Consider the following 18,184-nt stretch of genomic DNA (forward strand, 5'->3'; position numbering starts at 1 on the left):
AGCGGAGGTTCGCCATGCAATACCCCATCATCGCCCTGTTGTCCGCAGTCCTGCTGTCCGGCTGCGCCATCACGCCTACGTCCATCGTGCAATATCCCACCACCACGCGCGCGCCGATGCCGGAACCGGTGGTCGTCAGCAACGGCTCCATCTACCAGCCGTCGACCTACCGTCCCGCCTTCGAAGACCGCCGCGCGCGTCACGTGGGCGACACCATGACGATCGCCATCACCGAGCGCACGAATGCCGTCAAGGCGGGTGCCAGTTCCGGCAACAAGTCGGGCAGCGTGGGCTTCAGCACGCCCGGCATCGCCCAGGGCCGCTTCGGCGCCACCGTGGCGGCGAATGGCGCGACCAAGTTTGCCGACGGCGACAACCAGTCCGCCAGCAACACCTTTAGCGGCACGATCGGCGTGACGGTGATTGAAGTGCTGCCGAACGGCAACCTGATCGTCGCGGGCGAGAAACAGATCGCCATGAACAAGGGCACGGAATTCATCCGCTTCTCGGGCATGGTCAATCCGGACACCATCGGCACGGGCAACGTCGTGCCGTCGACCCAGGTGGCCGACGCGCGCGTCGAGTACCGCACCAACAGCCAGATCGACCGCGCCGAAATGGCCTCGATGGCCTCGCGCTTCTTCCTCAGCCTGCTGCCGTTCTGATCATGGCCACCTTTACTTTCCCCCGCTTTGCCGCTGTTTTCGGCCTGGCCATTTCTCTGCTGGCGCCCGTGGCGCAGGCCGAGCGCATCAAGGACCTGGCCAGCATCGCCGGCGTGCGCCAGAATCAGCTGATGGGCTATGGCCTCGTCGTCGGCCTCGACGGCAGCGGCGACCAGACCACGCAAACGCCATTCACTATCCAGAGCGTGGCGGCGATGCTGCAGCAGCAGGGCATCAACTTGCCGCAAGGCACCAGTTTGCAGCTGAAAAACGTGGCCGCCGTGATGGTGACGACGGCCTTGCCCGCGTTTGCCCAGCCGGGCCAGCTGCTCGACGTGACGGTGTCGTCGATGGGCAATGCGAAAAGCTTGCGCGGCGGCACTTTATTGATGACGCCGCTGAAGGGCGCCGATGGCCAGGTGTACGGCATGGCGCAGGGCAACGTGCTGGTGGGCGGCGTGGGCGCGCAGGCGGCCGGCAGCTCCGTCGTCATCAATCACCTGAGCGTGGGCCGCATCTCGGGCGGCGCCACCGTCGAGCGCAGCGTGCCTTCGGCGCTGGGCGCCAACAACACGATCCGCCTGGAATTGAACGCCACCGATTTCGCCACCGCCAGCCGCGTGGTCGACGCCATCAACAGCCGCTACGGCGCCGGCACGGCCGCCGCGCTGGACGGGCGCGTGATCCAGGTGCAGTCGCCGGGCGGCAGCGACCAGCGCGTGTCCTTCCTGGGCCAGCTGGAAAGCATCGAAGTCAACCCGGCCCGCCTGGCGGCCAAGGTCATCATGAATGCGCGCACCGGTTCCGTCGTCATGAACCAGTCCGTGACCCTGGAAACGTGCGCCATTTCGCACGGCAACCTGTCCGTCACCATCAATGTCGAGCCGCAGGTGAGCCAGCCGGCGCCCCTGTCGGGCGGGCGCACGGTGGTCACGCAGACGGCGCAGATCGATATCAAGAAGGAACCGGGCAAGGTCATGCTGGTCAAGGGCGGCGCTTCGCTGTCCGACGTGGTCAAGGCCCTCAACGCCATCGGCGCTTCGCCGCAGGACTTGCTGGCCATCCTGCAGGCGATGAAGGCGGCAGGCTCGCTGCGCGCCGAACTCGAAATCATTTGATGGACACGCCATGATCAGCCAAACCGACCTCAGCAAAACCGCCGCCTATGACGTCAAGGGCATGGATGGCTTGCGCCAGTCCGCCAAGGCGAAGGATCCCGCCGCCCTGAAAGAGGCGGCCACGCAATTCGAAGCCATGTTCATCAACATGATGATGAAAAGCATGCGCGAAGCCACGCCGCAGGACGGCATCATGGATAGCCAGCAAAGCAAGATGTACACCTCGATGCTGGACCAGCAGACGAGCCAGAACCTGGCCAAGCGGGGCACGGGCCTGGCGGACGTGCTGATCCGCCAGTTGTCGTCGTCGAACCAGGCGCTGGCCGCCGATGGCGCCGAAGCGCCGTCGCCCCGCTCGTCGAGCATGGCGCAGGCACTGGCCGCGTTCCGCCAGCAGCAGGGCGCCCTCACGGACGGCGCCGGCAGCGCCGCCGCCACCGGCAAGACCCTGAGCGACAAGGCCAACGCCACGCAGGCGCCGCACGTGCGCGCCTTCCAGAAAAGCTGGGCGTGCATGCGGAAGAGGCGAGCCGCGCCACCGGCATCCCGGCCAAGTTCATGCTGGGCCAGGCGGCGCTGGAAACGGGCTGGGGCAAGCGCGAAATCATCAGCCGCGACGGCAGCAGCAGCCACAACCTGTTCGGCATCAAGGCGTCGGCCGACTGGAAGGGCAAGGTCACGGAAGCTGTCACCACGGAATATGTGAATGGCAAGGCGCAGCGCAAGGTGGAAAAATTCCGCGCCTACGACAGCTACGCGGACAGCTTCAAGGATTATGCGCAGTTGATTACCAACAATAAACGCTATGAAAAAGTCCTGGCCAGCGCGGGCGACGCCAGCACCTTTGCCCAGGGCTTGCAAAAGGCCGGCTATGCGACGGACCCGAATTACGCTGCCAAACTGACAAAAATCATCAAGCATTCGCTGGTCGGCTAATCCCCGCCTGACCCTGAGGCAGCGCGGGTGCTTCAAGTTTTGTCCGCGGATGCCGTTAATACTCATGACAGTAACCAATAAGACACCATGACTTCGAATCTCCTCAGCATCGGTAAGAGCGGTTTGCTTGCAGCGCAGGTGGGCCTGTCGACGACCGGGCATAACATCACCAATGCCAACGTGGACGGTTACAACCGCCAGGTGGTGCTGCAGCAGACGGCGCAGTTCAACAATGCCGGTTATGGTTTTGTTGGCAATGGTACCGAGGTATCGCAAGTCAAGCGCCAGTACGACGGCTTCATGGCTGCCCAGGTGAATGGCGCGCAATCGGCCACCAGCTCGCTCGATGCGTACTACACGCAGATCAGCCAGATCGACAATATGCTGGCCGATCCCACGGCCGGGCTGTCGCCGGCGATGGCCGATTTCTTCAAGGGCGTGCAGGATTTCAGCTCGAATGCCTCGTCCGTGTCGTCGCGCCAGGCATTGCTGTCGAGCGCAAACTCGCTGACGGCGCGCTTCCAGGGCCTCAGCGCGCGCCTGACGGAAATCGGCGACGGCGTCAATTCGCAGATCACCTCGAACGTGAAGGTGATCAATTCCTACGCCAAGCAGATCGCGGAACTGAATACGGCGATTACCAACCTGACCGTGAATGAAAGCAATCAGCCCAACGATTTGCTGGACCAGCGCGACCAGCTGATCACGGAGCTGAACAAATACGTCAAGGCAACGGTTCAGCCTGGCGCCGGCAACTCGATTACCGTCTCGATCGGCTCGGGCCAGCCGCTGGTGGTGGGCGACAAGAACTTTGAACTGGCCGTCACGCCGTCGCCGACGGATCCGAACCGCCTGGACGTGGGCTATGTGACGGGCACGAGCGTCACCAAGCTGTCGGAAAGTTCCCTCAGCGGCGGCGCGCTGGGCGGCTTGCTGGAGTTCCGCAGCGGTAGCCTGGACCGCATCCAGAATTCGCTGGGCAAGGTGGCCATCGCGCTCGCGTCCACCTTCAATGAACAGCACAAGCTGGGCCAGGACTTGAATGGCGACATGGGGACCGACTTCTTCAAGTTGCCCGATCCCGTCATTGGCGCCGACTACCGCAACAACGCGACCAGCACGACCGCGCTGTCGGCCAAGGTCAGCGATCCGACCAAGCTGACGGCCAGCGATTATGCCGTGAAGTACGACGGCACGAACTATGTGGTGACGCGCCAGAGCGACGGCGCCAAAACGACCATCAACCCGTATCCGCAAACCGTGCCGCAAACCATCGACGGCGTGGATTTCTCGATCTCGGGCACGGCTGCCGAGGGCGACAACTTCATGGTCAGGCCGACGGCCCACGGCGCGTCCGACCTGGCCGTGGCGATTACCGACCGCAACAAGCTGGCCGCCGGCGCGCCGATCGCCACGGGTGCACCCGTCAGCAACACGGGCAGCGGCAAGCTCGGCGCAGGTAGCGTGGACAAAGCCTATTTAACGCCGGGCAATGCCTTGACGGGTACCGTCACCTTGACGTACGACAAGGCGACCACCTCGCTGTCGGGATTTCCCGCGGGCCAGGCCGTGACGGTGAAAGGCTTGAACGGCGCCACCACCACGTATCCGGCCGGCACGGCGAACATTCCGTACACGGAAGGCGACAGCTTCAGCTTTGGCGGCATCAACGTCAACATGACGGGCGCGCCGGCGCAGGGCGATAAATTCACCATCGCGCCGAACTCGGGCGGCGTGGGCGACAACCGCAATGCCAGCTTGCTGGCGGGCTTGCAAACGAAAAACATTCTCGATGGCGGCAAGGCGACGTTCCAGGGTTCGTACGCGGAAACCGTCAGCTATGTGGGCAACAAGACGCGCGAAGTGCAGGTCAGCGGCCTGGCCAGTCTGGCCTTGCTGCAGCAGACCAGCACGCAGCAGCAGGCCGTTTCCGGCGTCAACCTCGATGAAGAGGCCGCCAACCTGCTGCGCTACCAGCAAGCCTACCAGGCTTGCGGCAAGGTCATGCAGATCGCCAGCACCCTGTTCGACGTGGTCATCGGCCTCGGACGTTAATTATTCAAGCGGCGGCGCCTGGCGTCCGCCGCCATCAGGAAGGGCAGCATCATGCGCATCAGTACCAAAATGATCTATGACGCGGGCAGCACGCAGCTGAACAATCTGCAGGGCGCGTTGAACCGCACCCAGATGCAGCTGTCGGCGAACCGCCGCAACCTGACGCCGGCCGACGATCCGATCGCCTCGGCGCGCGCGCTGGAAGTGACGCAGTCGCAATCGATCAATACGCAATTCGTGACGAACCGCTCGAACGCCAAGAATTTCCTGTCGCAGGAAGAGCTGGCGCTGGCCAGCACCACCTCGCTGATCGCCGACGTGCAGGAGCTGGTGCTGAAGGCCGGTAATCCGGCCTTGAAGGATATCGACCGCCAGAGCCTGGCCACGGAGCTGAAGGGGCGCTTGACCGACCTGATGGGCATCGCCAACACGTCCGACAACGCGGGCGGCTACCTGTTCGGCGGCTACAAGTCGACGACGCAGCCGTTCAGCCAGACGCCGGGCGGCGCCACCTACGTGGGCGACCAGGGCCAGCGCGAGCTGCAAGTGGGCTCGGCCCGCTATCTGGCCACCAGCGACTCGGGCGCGGCCGTGTTCGAGAACATCTTGACGGGCAACGGCAAGTTCACCACGGCGGCCGACCCGGGCAACTTCACGCGGGGCGGCGCCGGCATCATTTCCGGCGGCACCGTCACCGATCCCACCAAGTTGACGGGGCACAAGTATTCGATCGATTTCCAGGTGACGGGCACGGGCACGGATGCCAAGACGACCTATATCGTGACGGATGTGACCCTGGGCCAGACCATCCCGAATCCCGCCGTGCCGGTGGCCTATAAATCGGGCGACGCCATCAACTTTGACGGCCAGCAAGTCAATGTCGCGGGCAAGCCGGCCGACCTGGACAAGTTCACCCTGGAACCCAGCGGCAAGGAATCGATCTTTACCACGATTACCAACCTGATCGGCGCACTGGGCCAGCCGGCCTCGGGCGACGCGGGGCAGGCGCGCCTGACGGCCAGCCTGAACGCGGCGCACGATCTGCTCGACACGGCCTACGACAACGTGCTGTCCGTGCGCGCGGAAGTCGGTTCGCGCCTGAAGGAGATCGACACGCTCGACAGCGCCGGCGACGACCTCGACCTGCAATATGCGAGCACCCTGTCGGGCTTGCAGGACCTGGACATGGTGAAGGCGATTTCCCTGTTCAGCCAGCAGCAGATCACCCTGCAGGCGGCGCAGAAGTCCTTCACGTCGATCTCGGGCCTGTCGCTGTTCAACTACATCAGCTAAGCGGCCAGCCGCAGGATGACCGGCAAGCCGGGGCGGCGAGGATGCATACCTCGCGCCCCGGCTTTTTTGCGTCCGTATTCTGGCTACTTGGACAAGATATGCAGGCAAACTGTGCAGTCTACCTGTGTATCTGTTATACTTGAGCCTGTTGATCCACCAGCGTTCCCCATGAGCACCCCACAAGAAGACCACGAAGATCACGAGCAGGTGCTGCAGTTGGCCGGCGAATTGCGCATTCTCATCGGCAAACTACGCCGCCGCCTGCGCGAGGAAGCGCATCTGGGCGACGTCAGCATGTCGCAGGCATCCGTGCTCAGCCGTCTTGAGCGCGACGGCCCGGCCACGGCCAGCAGTCTGGCGCGCGCCGAAGGCATGCGGCCCCAGTCGATGGCCGCCACGGTGCTGGCGCTGACCGAGGCGCAGCTGGTGACGGGCTCGCCCGATCCGCGCGATGGCCGGCAGACGATCTTGACCCTGACGGACAGCTGCCGCGCCTGGATCGCGGCCAGTCGCGCCGCGCGCGAAGACTGGCTGGCGCGGACCATCGAAACCCGGCTCTCGCCGGCCGAAGTCACCGAGCTGGACAAAGCGGTGGCCCTACTCAAACGCTTGGCGGAGTGATCCGCTGAATTTTTCACCACGACCCCGGCAAGGAGCCCGCACGCCCAGATGAACAACACATTCCGTTCGCTACGCATTCCCAATTACCGTATCTGGGCCGGCGGCGCCCTCGTGTCGAATATCGGCACGTGGATGCAGCGCACGGCGCAGGATTGGCTGGTGCTGAGCGAACTGACGCAGCACAATGCCAGCGCCGTCGGCATCGTCATGGCCTTGCAATTCGGCCCGCAGCTGCTGTTGCTGCCCCTGACGGGCATGGCGGCCGACTTGCTCGACCGCAGGAAATTGCTGCTGTGCACGCAGGCGGCCATGGGCTTGCTGGCGCTGGGACTGGGCATGCTGTGCATCAGCGGCCTGGTACAACTGTGGCACGTGTATGTGTTTGCTTTCCTGCTGGGCTGCGTGACGGCCTTCGATGCGCCCGTGCGCCAGACTTTCGTGGCCGAGATCGTCGGCGAGGAAGACTTGACGAATGCCGTGGCGCTCAATTCCACCTCGTTCAATGCGGCGCGCATGCTGGGCCCGGCCGTCGCTGGCTTGCTGATCAGCAGTGTCGGCAGCGGCTGGGTCTTCATCATCAATGCCGTCTCGTTTGCGGCCGTGATCGGTTCGCTGTTGCTGCTGCGCGTGGAATTGCTGCACCGCGCGCCGCGCCTGAAAGCCACGCGCGCCAGCCTGGGCGAAGGTTTCCGCTACGTGCGCCAGCGGCCCGACTTGATGGCCATCCTGCTGATGCTGTTCCTGATCGGCACCTTCGGCTTGAATTTCCCGATTTTCCTGTCGACCATGTCGGTGACGGCCTTCCATGCGGGCGCTAGCCAGTACGGCGTGCTCAGCTCCGTGATGGCGTGCGGCTCCGTGGCCGGCGCCCTGCTGGCGGCGGGCCGCGGCCAGCCGACGCTGGCCTTGCTGCTGGGGGCGGCGGCGCTGTTCGGCCTGGCTTGCGCGCTGGCCGCCGTGATGCCCAATTACTGGCTGTTCGGCATGATGCTGGTGGTCATCGGCATCGCCGCGCAAACCTTTACCACCAACGTCAACAGCAGCGTGCAACTGTCGACGGCGCCCGCCATGCGGGGCCGCGTGATGGCGATAGTCCTGGCCATCTCGGCGGGCGGCACGCCGCTGGGGGCGCCCGTCGTGGGCTGGGTCGCCGACACCTTCGGCCCGCGCTGGGCGCTGGGCATCGGTGCCCTGTCGGGCCTGGCGGCCGCCCTCGTCGGCGTGCGCTACCTGGTCAGGCATCACCAATTGCGCCTGAATCTCGACCTGCGGCGCTGGCGCTTTGCATTCAGCAGCGACCAGCCCTGAAGCGGTCCCTCAGGGCGGCAGCAGGCCCGTGCGGGCGGCGGCCAGGATGGCGCCGCTCAAGCCGTCGAGCAGGCCGGACGCGGCGCGTGCCGTATGCCAGTGCAGCGCGACGTCGAGCGGGGTGTCCGGCAGCAGTTCGACCAGGCTGCCATTGTCGAGATGCGGCTGGATCAACGCCTGCGGGTGCAAGCCCCAGCCCATGCCGGCCAGGCCGGCCGTGACGAAGGCATGCGGCGAGGGCAGGGCATGGCGCGGCAGCTCCACGTGCCGGTGGCACAGGCGCCGCACCCAGCGCGCTTGCAGCTCGTCCTTGGCATTGAACACGAGGCTGGGCGCCAAGGCCAGGCTGGCGGCGCCCACGCCGTGGGCAAAGTACCGTTGCAGGAAGGCGGGGCTGGCGGCGGCCAGGTAGCGCATGGCGCCCAGCGGGCGGCTGTTGCAGCCCGATGCGGGCCGGGCCGTGGCGCTGACGGCGGCCAGCACGGCGCCGCTGCGCAGCCAGTCGGCCGTGTGGTCCTGGTCGTCGACGGCCACTTGCAGCAGCACCGGTTGGGCGGCCGCGAAGGCGGCGATGGCGGGCGCCAGCCAGGTGGCCAGGCTGTCGGCATTCACGGCGACGGGCATGCTGGCGCGCGACACGCCCAGTGCTGTCTGCGCCAGCGCCGGCAAGGCGCCCTGCAAATCCTGTTCGAGCAGTTGCACCTGGTCCACGTGCTGGCACAGGCGCCGGCCCGTGTCCGTGGCGCGGCAGGGCTGGTCGCGTATCACCAGCGCGCAGCCGACGCGCTCTTCCAGCAGGCGGACGCGCTGCGAAATGGCCGATGGCGTCACGTGCAAGGCGCGCGCCGCGCGCTCGAAACTGCCTTCACGGAGGACGGCGGCCAGGGCGCTGAGCGATGCATAGTCGAGCATGGATGAAGTTTTCCTTAATTGGCAACAGAAAAGGTAGTTTGCCTTCATTTTATCGGGCAGGCAAGATGCGTGCATGACACTCTTGACCGCCGCCACCCCACCCGTCTTTTCCGTCTTTCTCCAGGGCTTGACCCTGGGCCTGGGACTCATCGTTGCCATTGGCTCGCAAAATGCCTTTGTCTTGCGGCAAGGCTTGCGCCGCGAACATGTGGGCGCCATCGTGCTGTTTTGCGCCCTGGCCGATGCGGCGCTGATTGCCGCCGGCGTGCTGGGCATGGCCCATGCGCTGGGGCAGCGCCCCTTGCTGGCCAACGCGCTGGCGCTGGGCGGCGCCGTTTTTCTGGCCGTCTACGGTTGGCAAGCCCTGCGGCGCGCCCGCCGGCCGCAGCAGCTGCGCGCGGCCGAAGGCGGTGCCGGGCTGGCGCTGGGCGCCATCCTGGCCCAGGCGGCCGCATTTACCTTGCTCAATCCCCATGTCTATCTGGATACGGTATTGCTGGTGGGAAGCATCGGCGCCCAGCAGCCGGGCGCGCTGCGCGGCTGCTTCATCGCCGGCGCCAGCGCGGCCAGCCTGCTGTGGTTTGCATCGCTGGGCTATGGCGCGCGCTGGCTGGCGCCGTGGTTTGCGCGGCCCCGGGCCTGGCAAGTGCTCGATGGCTTGATCGGCGTCACCATGTTCATGCTGTCGGCGTTGCTGTTGCGCCACGCGCTGGGCTGGCAGCCCTGATCAGCGCGCAGGCGGCAACGGCGCCGGTGGCGCGGGACGCAGGGGATTCGGCGGCGCGGGCGGCGGCGGCCGGTCGCGCGTGGCAAAGCCGCGCGGCAGCAGTCGCGCCGTTTCTATGCCGCGCAGGAACATGTTCTGGAACGGCGTAGCCAGGTAGGGCAGGACCATGCCGATCACCAGCAAGCCCACGCCCAGGGTGACGGGAAAGCCGATACCGAAGATGTTCAGCTGCGGCGCGGCCCGCGTCAAGATGCCCAGGGCCACGTTGGTCAGCAGCAGGGCGGCGATGATGGGCAGCGAAATCTGCAGGCCGGAACGGAAGATTTCTCCGCCCCAGGCCGCCAATTGCTGGAAACCGCCGCCGCTGATGGGACTCGATGAAATCGGCAGGCTGACGAAGCTTTCCGCCAGCGCCGCCAGCAAGACCAGGTGGCCGTTGACAGTCAAAAACATCAACGTGGCCAGCATGACGAGGAACTGGCTGATGGCGGACGACCTGCCCTTGGTTTGCGGGTCGAAGAACGAGGCGAAGCCCAGGCCCATGGTCAGACTGCTGAGTTCACCGGCCATTTCAATGGCGGAAAACACGATGCGGATGGAAAAGCCCATGGCCAGCCCGACCAGCATCTCTTGCGTGAGGATCAGCAGACCGGGCAGGGACATCGGATTGACGGCAGGCAAGGCCGGTACGGTGGGGGCGATGATCATGGCCAGCAGCGCGCCCAGGGTCACCTTCACGCTGGCGGGCAAGGCCGCGTTGCCGAACAGGGGCGCGGCCGCGATCAGGCCGAGGATGCGACTAAGCGGCCACAGCAGTGCTGCGATCCACGTGTTCAGTTCGATGCTCGACAGGGTCAGCATGGCGTATGCCGCGGCACCATGCCTAGCCGACCAGGTTCGGGATGCCGGTGAATACCTGGCGCATGTAGTCGAGCATGACGGAGAGCATCCATGGACCGGCCACGACGATTGCGACGAAGATGCCGACCAGCTTGGGAATGAAGGACAGGGTCGCCTCGTTGATCTGCGTGGCCGCCTGGAAAATACTCACGATCAAGCCGATGATGAGGGCGACCAGCAGCATGGGCGCGGCCACCATCAGCGTGATTTCCATCGCATGGCGGCCCAGGGTCATGACGCTTTCGGGTGTCATCGTAATTCCCCTAGTAAAAACTCTGGGACAGCGAGCCCAGCAGCAACTGCCAGCCATCGACCAGCACGAACAGCATCAGCTTGAACGGCAGCGAGATCGTGGCGGGCGACATCATCATCATGCCCATCGACATCAGCACGCTGGCGACCACCATGTCGATGATCAAGAACGGGATGAAGATGGCAAAGCCGATCTGGAACGCCGTCTTCAGTTCGCTGGTGACGAAGGCGGGTACGAGGATGCGCAGCGGCACGTCTTCCGGACCTTGCAGGGCGGCCGAGCGCGACATCTTGGCGAACAGGGCCAGGTCGGCCTGGCGCGTCTGCTTGAGCATGAAGGTTTTCAGGGGATCGACGCCCTTGTCCATCGCCTGCTGCATGGTGATCTTGTTTTCCTGATACGGTTGATACGCATCCGTATAGATCTTGTCGAACACGGGCCCCATGACGAACAGGGTCAGGAACAGGGCCAGCCCCACCAGTACCTGGTTCGGCGGCGCCGATTGCGTGCCGATGGCCTGGCGCAGCAGGGACAGCACGATGATGATGCGCGTAAAGCAGGTCATCATCAGCAAGGCCGCCGGCAGGAAGGTGAGCGACGTCATCAGGATGAGCGTCTGCACCGGCAGCGAGTAATTCTGGCCGCCGCCCGGCGCCGGCGTGCTGTTGAACGCAGGAATGCCCGGTTCGGCCAGCGCCCACAGCGGCAAGGCCAGGGCGGCGGCCGCCAGCAGCCAGGTCAGGGGAGTCTTCAAGGTGGACCACGCCATCTGCTGCTTATTTCCCATTGCGTTTTTCGATGGTCTGTTTCAGCCACTCGGAAAAATTGGCGGCCGCGGGGCCGTTTTGCGCCGTCGCCAGTTGCGGCAATTCGCCTTCCTGGCGTGGCATGGTGGCCAGCGCGTTGATCCTGCCGGGCGAGGCGCCGACGACGATCCACTGGTCGGCCACTTCGACGAGGACGATGCGTTCGCGTCCGCCCAGGTTGAGCGAGCTGACGACGCGCATCTTGCTGTTGCCGCCCATGACCTTGGGGCCATAGCGTTTCATGAACCAGGCCAGGCCGATCAAGAGGGCCAGCACGAACACCAGCGCGAAGATGGTTTGCAGCAGGCTGCCGGCCGAGCTTGTCGGCGCCATCGTCATGGGCGCGCCGGGGGGCATGGCGGGCAGGGCGGCGGCAGGCGAAGTGGCCGGCACCGTTGCTGCGGCAACAGGCGGTGTCTCGCTTGCTGCCGCGACGGAAGCGCTGGCGGCGCTGGCCGCCGGTGCCGATGCGGCTGCCGGTTCCGCGTGGGCAATGCTGCATGCCGCCAGCAGCGGCAGCAGGGTGGAAATCAACAGGCCAGGCTTCATTTATTCAATTTTCGGATGCGTTCGGAAGGCGTGATGATGTCGGTCAGGCGGATGCCGAACTTGTCATTGACCACCACCACTTCGCCCTGGGCGATCAGGCAGCCGTTCACCAGCACGTCCATCGGTTCGCCGGCCAGGCCGTCGAGCTCGACCACGGAACCCTGCGCCAGTTGCAGCAGGTTCTTGATGGCGATCTTGGTGCGGCCCAGTTCGACAGTCAGCTGCACCGGGATGTCGAGGATGAAATCGATATCGTTGTGCGTTTCCGACTTCGATGCCTGCTTGGAAAAGTCCTTGAACACGGCGGCGCTGGCCGCGCTGGCCGTATTGGCGGCCTGATTCTGCAGCGCTTCGGCTTCCGCCTTGGCCTGCTCGGCAATGGCCGCGCCCCAATCGTCTTCCGCGCTTTGGTCGTCTTGGTTGTCAGACATGTGTTTCTCCTGTTGTACAGATGCGGGCCGCAGCGCGGCCCGGGTATTTATTTAGTGGTTATTCATGTTGTCGGCGTTAGCCAGCAACTTTTCGACTTTGAGCGCATATTGTCCGTTCAACACGCCATACGTGCAATCCATCACGGGCACGCCGTCGACGGTGGCGGCGATCAGTTCAGGGATATTCAGGGGGATGATGTCGCCCACCTTCATGTTCAGGATTTCGTCGAACGACACCCGCGCCGTGCCCAGCGAAGCCACCAGCTCCACTTCGGCGATCTGGATCTGCTGCGTCATCAGGCGGATCCAGCGCTTGTCCACTTCCAGCGCCTCGCCCTGCAGGCTCGAGGTCAGCGAATCGCGGATCGGCTCGATCATCGAATACGGCATGCAGAAGTGGATTTGTCCGGAAACGGAGCCCAGTTCCACCGTAAACGTGGAGGCGACTACGACCTCGTTCGGCGTGGCGATGTTGGCGAACTGCGTGTTCATTTCTGAACGGATATATTCGAACTCGACGGGGAAGACCGGCTCCCACGACTTGGTGTACGCCTCGAAGACGATGTCGAGGATGCGCAGGATGATGCGCTGCTCCGTCTGCGTAAAGTCGCGCCCTTCGACGCGCGTATGAAAGCGTCCGTCGCCGCCGAACAGGTTGTCGACCAGCAGGAACACGAGGCCCGGATCGAAGACCATCAGGGCCGTGCCGCGCAGCGGCTTCATGTGTACCAGGTTCAGGTTGGTCGGCACCACCAGGTTACGGATGAACTCGCTGTATTTCGAGACGCGCACGGAACCGACCGACACTTCGGCGCTGCGGCGCAGGAAGTTGAACAGGCCCACGCGCAGCAGCCGGGCGAAACGCTCGTTGATAATTTCCAACGTTGGCATCCGGCCGCGCACGATGCGCTCCTGGGTCGCCAGGTTGTAGGTACGAACTCCCGTGACATCTTCCGGCGCCTGCGCGTCGTCCTGGTCTCCGTTGACGCCCTTCAGAAGGGCATCGACTTCTTCCTGGGAGAGGAAATTATCGGCCATGGCTGCTTATTGAATGATGAATGCGGTAAATAATACGTCCGTCACGTCCTGCTCCGGCCCTTTGTCCTCGAACGGCTGGTTCACCTGATTGATGATTTCGGCCGCCAGCTGCTGCTTGCCTTCCACGGTATTGAGTTCGGAAGCCTTCTTGCCGGACAGCAGCAACAGCAAGCGGCTGCGCACCTTCGGCATGTTCAGCTTGATCGTATCCATTTCTTCCGGACTGGCCACCTGCAGGGTAAACGCGATCTGCAGATATTGCTCGCCATTTTCCGGCTGCAAGTTGACGGTGAAGGCATCGACGGGCACGAAAACGGGCGGACCTGCCTTGGAAGCGGCATGTTTTTTCTTGTTGGGCGCCGCTTCTTCCTTATCGGCCTTGCCATGCAGGAAGTACCAGGCGGCACCGCCGCCAAGGCTGCCGGCCACCAGCACCGAGGCCAGCACGATGATCAGAAGCTTCTTTTTCGAGGCGCCGGCGGGGGCCAGGCCTGCATCTGCTTTCGGATCTGCTTTCATTTTTGGATTTGCTTTCAATGGTACTCGGGTGCATGGAAGTGGATCACGACGCCATTATGTCATTATCGGCAAATTCTGCGCAGAAGGATGCAGTGAAAAGAGGGCGGAAGCGCCCTCAACTCGCTGTTTTTATACGAAAAGTTATGCCGTGGGGCGCGCCTGTGGCCTGCGGACGACGAATTGTCTTCAGGCAAAAGTATCCACGGCACTCAGGCTGGGCCGGCCGCGCGTACCGGTCGCCGGCGCGATGGCGATCTCGCCACCGGAAACGCCGCCGCCCTGGCTATTGCCACGGCGTTCGCCGGGGGCGGCGCGTTCTCCATTGTTTTGCTGTTCCGGCGTGCCCGCCGAGACGGTGGCGCTGCCGAAGGCGATGCCCGCTTCGCTCATCATTTCGCGCAGGCGCGGCATGGCCGCTTCCAGCGCCTGGCGTACTTCCGGCTGGGCCGACATGAAGGCCGCGTCGGCCTGGTCATTAGTGACCGTCAAGACCACTTGCACGGGTCCCAGATCGGGCGGATTCAGGGTCAGGGTGGCGCTCTGGTCGCCGCCGGCCGCCATCCACACGACTTTCTGCCCCAGCTGCTGGTCCCAGGCCGGCGAGCCGACCCGGCCCGTCAGCTTGTCGGCCGGCACGGCCACGGCGGCCGCGGCCTGCTGCAGCGCACCCGGCTGCAACTGGGCCGCCAGGCGGCTCAGGTCGGCAGGTGTTTCCTTGATGACCGGTTCGGCCACGGCGGCGCCCGCCTTGGCGCTGGCGGCCAGTTGCGCGTCGATGGCCAGCTTGCCCGGCTCGGTCTTGCCGCTTGGGACGCTGGCGCCTGGCGTGGCTGTTGTCTTGCCTTGGGCCTGGCCCAGGCTGCCGGCAAAGTCGCCGTCGTCCGCTGGCGCGGCGGCGATGGCCTTGCCGCTGCCCTGGCCGGCTGCCAGCAAGGGGCCGCTTGCCGGGCCCTTGCCGTCGGCCTTGACGCCGGCGCGCGCGGGCAGTTCCGGCACGGCCTTGGCCGCTGGCGGCTGGATGGCCAGCTGGATGCTGCCCACGAGGGCCAGCATGTCGGCGGCCGGATCGGCTGGCGGTGCTGTCTCGGCGGGGACGCTGGCCTCGGCCGGCGCGTTGTCGCCGGTCGCTTGTGCGGCTGCCTCGGCAACTGGCGCTGCCGGCTGGCCGCCGTTGGCGGCCGGTTCGGTGTCCGCTTGCGCCGGCTTCGCTTCGTTCGCCGGCGCCTGGGCCGCGGTGGACGGCGCGGCGGCGGGAGGGCTGGCGGGACGGGCCGCCGGCGCTTGGACTTGCGCCGTATTGCGGCTGGCCTGGCGCTGCTCGATCTGGCGGTTCAGGGTGCGTTGGAAGTCGCCCGCCGTGCCGCTGGTGGACGGCTGGCTGCGGTTGGCGGCGCCCGGCGTGGCGTTCGGCGAGACGATCTGGGAAATCGGTGTTGGCTGGGTTTGCATGATGCTGCCTCAGTGTTGCTTAGCGTTTGTAATAGGCTTGTCGCGCCGCGTGCTCATCCATTGCTTTCTGGTCGCGCTTGTTTTCCAGCTTCAGCGCCTGTTCCTGCGCCCGGTTGTTCAGGGTGGTGTACGACATGCGCTTGCGTTCGGCCAGCTGCCAGCGCATCTTTTCATTCTCGCTGCGCGCTTGCGCATGTTCGACCACTTGCTGCTGGCCCAGGATGGCGCTGTCGAGCTTGACCATGAAGGCCTGGAAGTTGCGGTAAGCCATGGGCGTGATGCCGCTGCTCATGCTCGTCTCGAAACGCTTGGCATAGTCGTCGCGGTAGCCGGACAGCATGTCGAGCTTCTGGCGGCAATCGTCGAGCGCTTTCAGGGCCGCACCGAGGCGCTTGGCGCAATCGTCCGTTTCGCGCTGGGCCAGGTCGATCAGGGTTGCAAGTTGGGAAGGAGAAGCCATGGCTGATTATATTCCCGCTATGCAAGTCCTAATCAGTCGAATAGAGCGGTAAGTTGCCCCAAGCTCTCGTCCATGCTGACCCGTTCCGTGATTTGCTGCTGTAAAAACGCTTCGATCTTTTCATGCAGGGCGATGGCCTGGTCCAGCACGGGGTCGGTGCCGGCGCTGTAGGCGCCCACGCTGATCAGGTCGCGGCTGCGTTCGTAGCGCGAATACAGCTGTTTCAGCTTGCGCGCCTGCTGCTGGTGCTCATGCGTGGTGATCGAGTGGGCCGCGCGCGAAATCGATTGCTCGATGTCGATGGCGGGGTAGTGGCCCGCCTCGGCCAGGCGCCGGTTCAGCACGATATGCCCGTCCAGGATGGCGCGCGCCGAGTCGGCGATCGGGTCCTGCTGGTCGTCGCCCTCGGTCAGCACGGTGTAGAACGCGGTGATCGAGCCGCCGCCTTCCTCGCCATTGCCGGCCCGTTCCACCAGCACGGGCAGCTTGGCGAAGACGGATGGCGGATAGCCCTTGGTGGCGGGCGGTTCGCCGATGGCCAGGGCGATTTCGCGCTGTGCCATGGCGTAGCGGGTCAGGGAATCCATGATCAGCAGCACGTTTTGCCCCTGGTCGCGGAAATGTTCGGCAATCGCCGTCGCATACGCGGCCCCTTGCAGGCGCATCAGCGGCGGCGTGTCGGCCGGCGCGGCCACGACGACGGAACGGGCCAGACCTTCGGGGCCGAGGATTTGCTCGATGAATTCCTTGACTTCGCGGCCCCGTTCGCCGATCAGGCCGACGACGATCACGTCCGCCTCCGTGTAGCGGGCCATCATGCCCAGCAGCACGCTCTTGCCCACGCCGGAACCGGCGAACAGGCCCATGCGCTGGCCACGGCCCACGGTCAGCATGGCATTGATCGAGCGCACGCCCACGTCGAGCGTGTCGACGATGGGCGCGCGGCCCAGGGGATTGGCGGGGCGCACGTTGATGGGGGCGCTGTCGGTCGTGTGCAGCGGACCGAGCTGGTCCAGCGGCCGGCCCGCGCCGTCGAGCACGCGGCCCAGCAGCTGCGGTCCGACGGGCAGGTGGCGCGCGCGGTCGCTGGGGCGGCGGCGCGGGTGCGCCACGCTGCCGGGGCGGGGAATGGCCGGTTCGACGGAAAACACGCGCGTGCCGGGCACGATGCCCTCGACGTCGCTTTGCGGCATCAGGAACAGGCGGTCGCCTTCAAAACCCACCACTTCCGCCTCGACCCGGCCGCCATTCGGCAGCGGCACGGTACAGGCGGCGCCGACGGCCAGGCGCAGGCCCACGGCTTCCATCACCAGGCCGGCCACGCGCGTGACGCGGCCTGAAATCTGCATCGGTTCGACAAAGCCGACCACGGCCGAACAGTCGCTCAGGTAGGCGCGCCAGCGCGCCGCATGGGCCGTGGGGCCTTTGACGGGCTCGCTCACGGCGCCAGCCAGTCCAGGTCTTTGCCCAGCGCATGCGTCAGGCGGTGCCAGCGGGTGGATGCCTGCGCGTCGATCTGGTTGCTGGCCGTATCGATCTTGCAACCGCCGCGTTCCACGGACGGATCTTCGATGACGCGCCAGCCACCTTTGTCGAGCTCATCGCCGATACCGTCGCGCACGACTTGCGCGTCTTCCGGGTTGAGCATCAGCAAGGCAGGTTGTTGTAGCACAGGCAAGTATTCGATGGCTTCGCGCACCATCGGCAGCATCAGTTCGGGACGCACGGGCAAGGCCGTCTTCAGCATGCCCTTGGCCAGCTGCAAGGCCAGTTCCATGACGTCGTTGGCGATCAGCTCGTCGGCGTGCTGCACTGCCGTGCCGAAGTCGACGGCGATGGTCTGCAGATGCGCCAGCTCGATGGCGGAAGCCGCCTTGCCTTCCGCATACGATTGCGCGTGCCCATCGGCATGTCCGGCCGCATGGCCTTCCGCGTAGCCGGCCGCGCGGCCTTCGTCGAAGGCCGTGGCGCGCGCCTCTTCGCGGATGGCGTCGAGTTCTTCCTGCGTCGGGTATTCGAGCGGCGGGGCCGGTTCTTCCTCGTGCAGCTCGGCAAATGGGTCGAACTCGGGCTCGGGGTCCGGTTCGAGCAGCTTGCGCGCCGCCACCACGCTGGGACGCTCGTCGCCAAACGAGGTCATTTCC

The 18,184-nt window shown here is 65.2% G+C and carries 19 protein-coding genes and 1 pseudogene; 8 read left to right on the plus strand and 12 right to left on the minus strand.

Features of this window, described 5'->3' with window-relative positions; all coding sequences use genetic code 11:
• The first annotated feature begins 14 nt into the window (after positions 1–14).
• The 7 genes and pseudogenes from ACRHIG_RS09805 (at position 15) to ACRHIG_RS09835 (ending at position 7,996) form a co-directional block, all read left to right on the plus strand.
• On the plus strand, positions 15–665 hold the full coding sequence (locus tag ACRHIG_RS09805; RefSeq protein ID WP_489630053.1) for a flagellar basal body L-ring protein FlgH: 651 nt from the start codon (positions 15–17) through the stop codon (positions 663–665).
• 2 nt (positions 666–667) lie between these two features.
• Positions 668–1,783 (plus strand): flagellar basal body P-ring protein FlgI, encoded by a 1,116-nt coding sequence (locus ACRHIG_RS09810; protein ID WP_475416620.1) that lies wholly within the window; start codon positions 668–670, stop codon positions 1,781–1,783.
• Between the two features lie 10 nt (positions 1,784–1,793).
• A pseudogene (gene flgJ / locus ACRHIG_RS09815) lies at positions 1,794–2,719 on the plus strand (flagellar assembly peptidoglycan hydrolase FlgJ).
• A gap of 87 nt (positions 2,720–2,806) precedes the next feature.
• Positions 2,807–4,774, plus strand: coding sequence for a flagellar hook-associated protein FlgK (flgK, locus tag ACRHIG_RS09820; RefSeq protein ID WP_475416618.1), 1,968 nt, complete (start codon positions 2,807–2,809; stop codon positions 4,772–4,774).
• Positions 4,775–4,825: 51 nt separating this feature from the next.
• Positions 4,826–6,067 carry a flagellar hook-associated protein FlgL gene (gene flgL, locus ACRHIG_RS09825; RefSeq protein ID WP_489630054.1) on the plus strand — a complete coding sequence of 414 codons (1,242 nt, stop codon included), beginning with the start codon at positions 4,826–4,828 and terminating at the stop codon, positions 6,065–6,067.
• A 168-nt stretch (positions 6,068–6,235) separates the two neighbouring features.
• Positions 6,236–6,688, plus strand: coding sequence for a MarR family winged helix-turn-helix transcriptional regulator (locus ACRHIG_RS09830; protein ID WP_489630055.1), 453 nt, complete (start codon positions 6,236–6,238; stop codon positions 6,686–6,688).
• Between the two features lie 48 nt (positions 6,689–6,736).
• Complete coding sequence (locus ACRHIG_RS09835; RefSeq protein ID WP_489630056.1) at positions 6,737–7,996, plus strand: MFS transporter; 1,260 nt, start codon at positions 6,737–6,739, stop codon at positions 7,994–7,996.
• A gap of 9 nt (positions 7,997–8,005) precedes the next feature.
• Here ACRHIG_RS09835 and ACRHIG_RS09840 read toward each other — a convergent pair whose 3' ends face one another.
• Positions 8,006–8,908, minus strand: coding sequence for a LysR family transcriptional regulator ArgP (locus tag ACRHIG_RS09840; protein ID WP_489630057.1), 903 nt, complete (start codon positions 8,906–8,908; stop codon positions 8,006–8,008).
• A 73-nt stretch (positions 8,909–8,981) separates the two neighbouring features.
• On the opposite strand from ACRHIG_RS09840, the gene ACRHIG_RS09845 reads away from it, so the two are divergent.
• Positions 8,982–9,635, plus strand: a complete 654-nt coding sequence (locus tag ACRHIG_RS09845; RefSeq protein WP_489630058.1) for a LysE/ArgO family amino acid transporter — start codon at positions 8,982–8,984, stop codon at positions 9,633–9,635.
• On the opposite strand, the gene fliR is transcribed toward ACRHIG_RS09845, so the two are convergent.
• The 11 genes from fliR to ACRHIG_RS09900 all read right to left on the minus strand — a co-directional run bounded on the left by fliR (position 9,636) and on the right by ACRHIG_RS09900 (position 18,180).
• The gene (fliR, locus tag ACRHIG_RS09850) at positions 9,636–10,496 is read right to left on the minus strand and encodes a flagellar biosynthetic protein FliR (protein WP_475416612.1); all 861 of its coding nucleotides are present in this window, start codon (positions 10,494–10,496) and stop codon (positions 9,636–9,638) included.
• A 22-nt stretch (positions 10,497–10,518) separates the two neighbouring features.
• Positions 10,519–10,788 carry a flagellar biosynthesis protein FliQ gene (gene fliQ / locus ACRHIG_RS09855; RefSeq protein WP_034754044.1) on the minus strand — a complete coding sequence of 90 codons (270 nt, stop codon included), beginning with the start codon at positions 10,786–10,788 and terminating at the stop codon, positions 10,519–10,521.
• Positions 10,789–10,798: 10 nt separating this feature from the next.
• Positions 10,799–11,575, minus strand: a complete 777-nt coding sequence (gene fliP / locus ACRHIG_RS09860; protein WP_086140146.1) for a flagellar type III secretion system pore protein FliP — start codon at positions 11,573–11,575, stop codon at positions 10,799–10,801.
• Positions 11,565–12,143, minus strand: coding sequence for a flagellar biosynthetic protein FliO (fliO, locus tag ACRHIG_RS09865; RefSeq protein ID WP_489630059.1), 579 nt, complete (start codon positions 12,141–12,143; stop codon positions 11,565–11,567). The genes fliP and fliO overlap by 11 nt, the downstream gene beginning before the upstream one ends.
• Positions 12,140–12,574 carry a flagellar motor switch protein FliN gene (gene fliN / locus ACRHIG_RS09870; RefSeq protein ID WP_034754038.1) on the minus strand — a complete coding sequence of 145 codons (435 nt, stop codon included), beginning with the start codon at positions 12,572–12,574 and terminating at the stop codon, positions 12,140–12,142. The genes fliO and fliN overlap by 4 nt, the downstream gene beginning before the upstream one ends.
• A gap of 51 nt (positions 12,575–12,625) precedes the next feature.
• The gene (fliM, locus tag ACRHIG_RS09875) at positions 12,626–13,612 is read right to left on the minus strand and encodes a flagellar motor switch protein FliM (RefSeq protein ID WP_034754035.1); all 987 of its coding nucleotides are present in this window, start codon (positions 13,610–13,612) and stop codon (positions 12,626–12,628) included.
• Positions 13,613–13,618: 6 nt separating this feature from the next.
• A complete protein-coding gene (gene fliL / locus ACRHIG_RS09880; RefSeq protein WP_489630060.1) occupies positions 13,619–14,131 on the minus strand; it encodes a flagellar basal body-associated protein FliL in 513 nt (170 codons plus the stop codon).
• Positions 14,132–14,317: 186 nt separating this feature from the next.
• Positions 14,318–15,580 carry a flagellar hook-length control protein FliK gene (locus tag ACRHIG_RS09885; RefSeq protein WP_489630061.1) on the minus strand — a complete coding sequence of 421 codons (1,263 nt, stop codon included), beginning with the start codon at positions 15,578–15,580 and terminating at the stop codon, positions 14,318–14,320.
• A 19-nt stretch (positions 15,581–15,599) separates the two neighbouring features.
• A complete protein-coding gene (gene fliJ / locus ACRHIG_RS09890) occupies positions 15,600–16,040 on the minus strand; it encodes a flagellar export protein FliJ (RefSeq protein WP_230539667.1) in 441 nt (146 codons plus the stop codon).
• A 32-nt stretch (positions 16,041–16,072) separates the two neighbouring features.
• A complete protein-coding gene (gene fliI, locus ACRHIG_RS09895; protein WP_227742184.1) occupies positions 16,073–17,389 on the minus strand; it encodes a flagellar protein export ATPase FliI in 1,317 nt (438 codons plus the stop codon).
• Between the two features lie 89 nt (positions 17,390–17,478).
• Positions 17,479–18,180 (minus strand): flagellar assembly protein FliH, encoded by a 702-nt coding sequence (locus ACRHIG_RS09900; protein WP_489630783.1) that lies wholly within the window; start codon positions 18,178–18,180, stop codon positions 17,479–17,481.
• Positions 18,181–18,184 lie beyond the last annotated feature (4 nt).

The organism is Janthinobacterium sp. C22 (genome assembly GCF_057919405.1).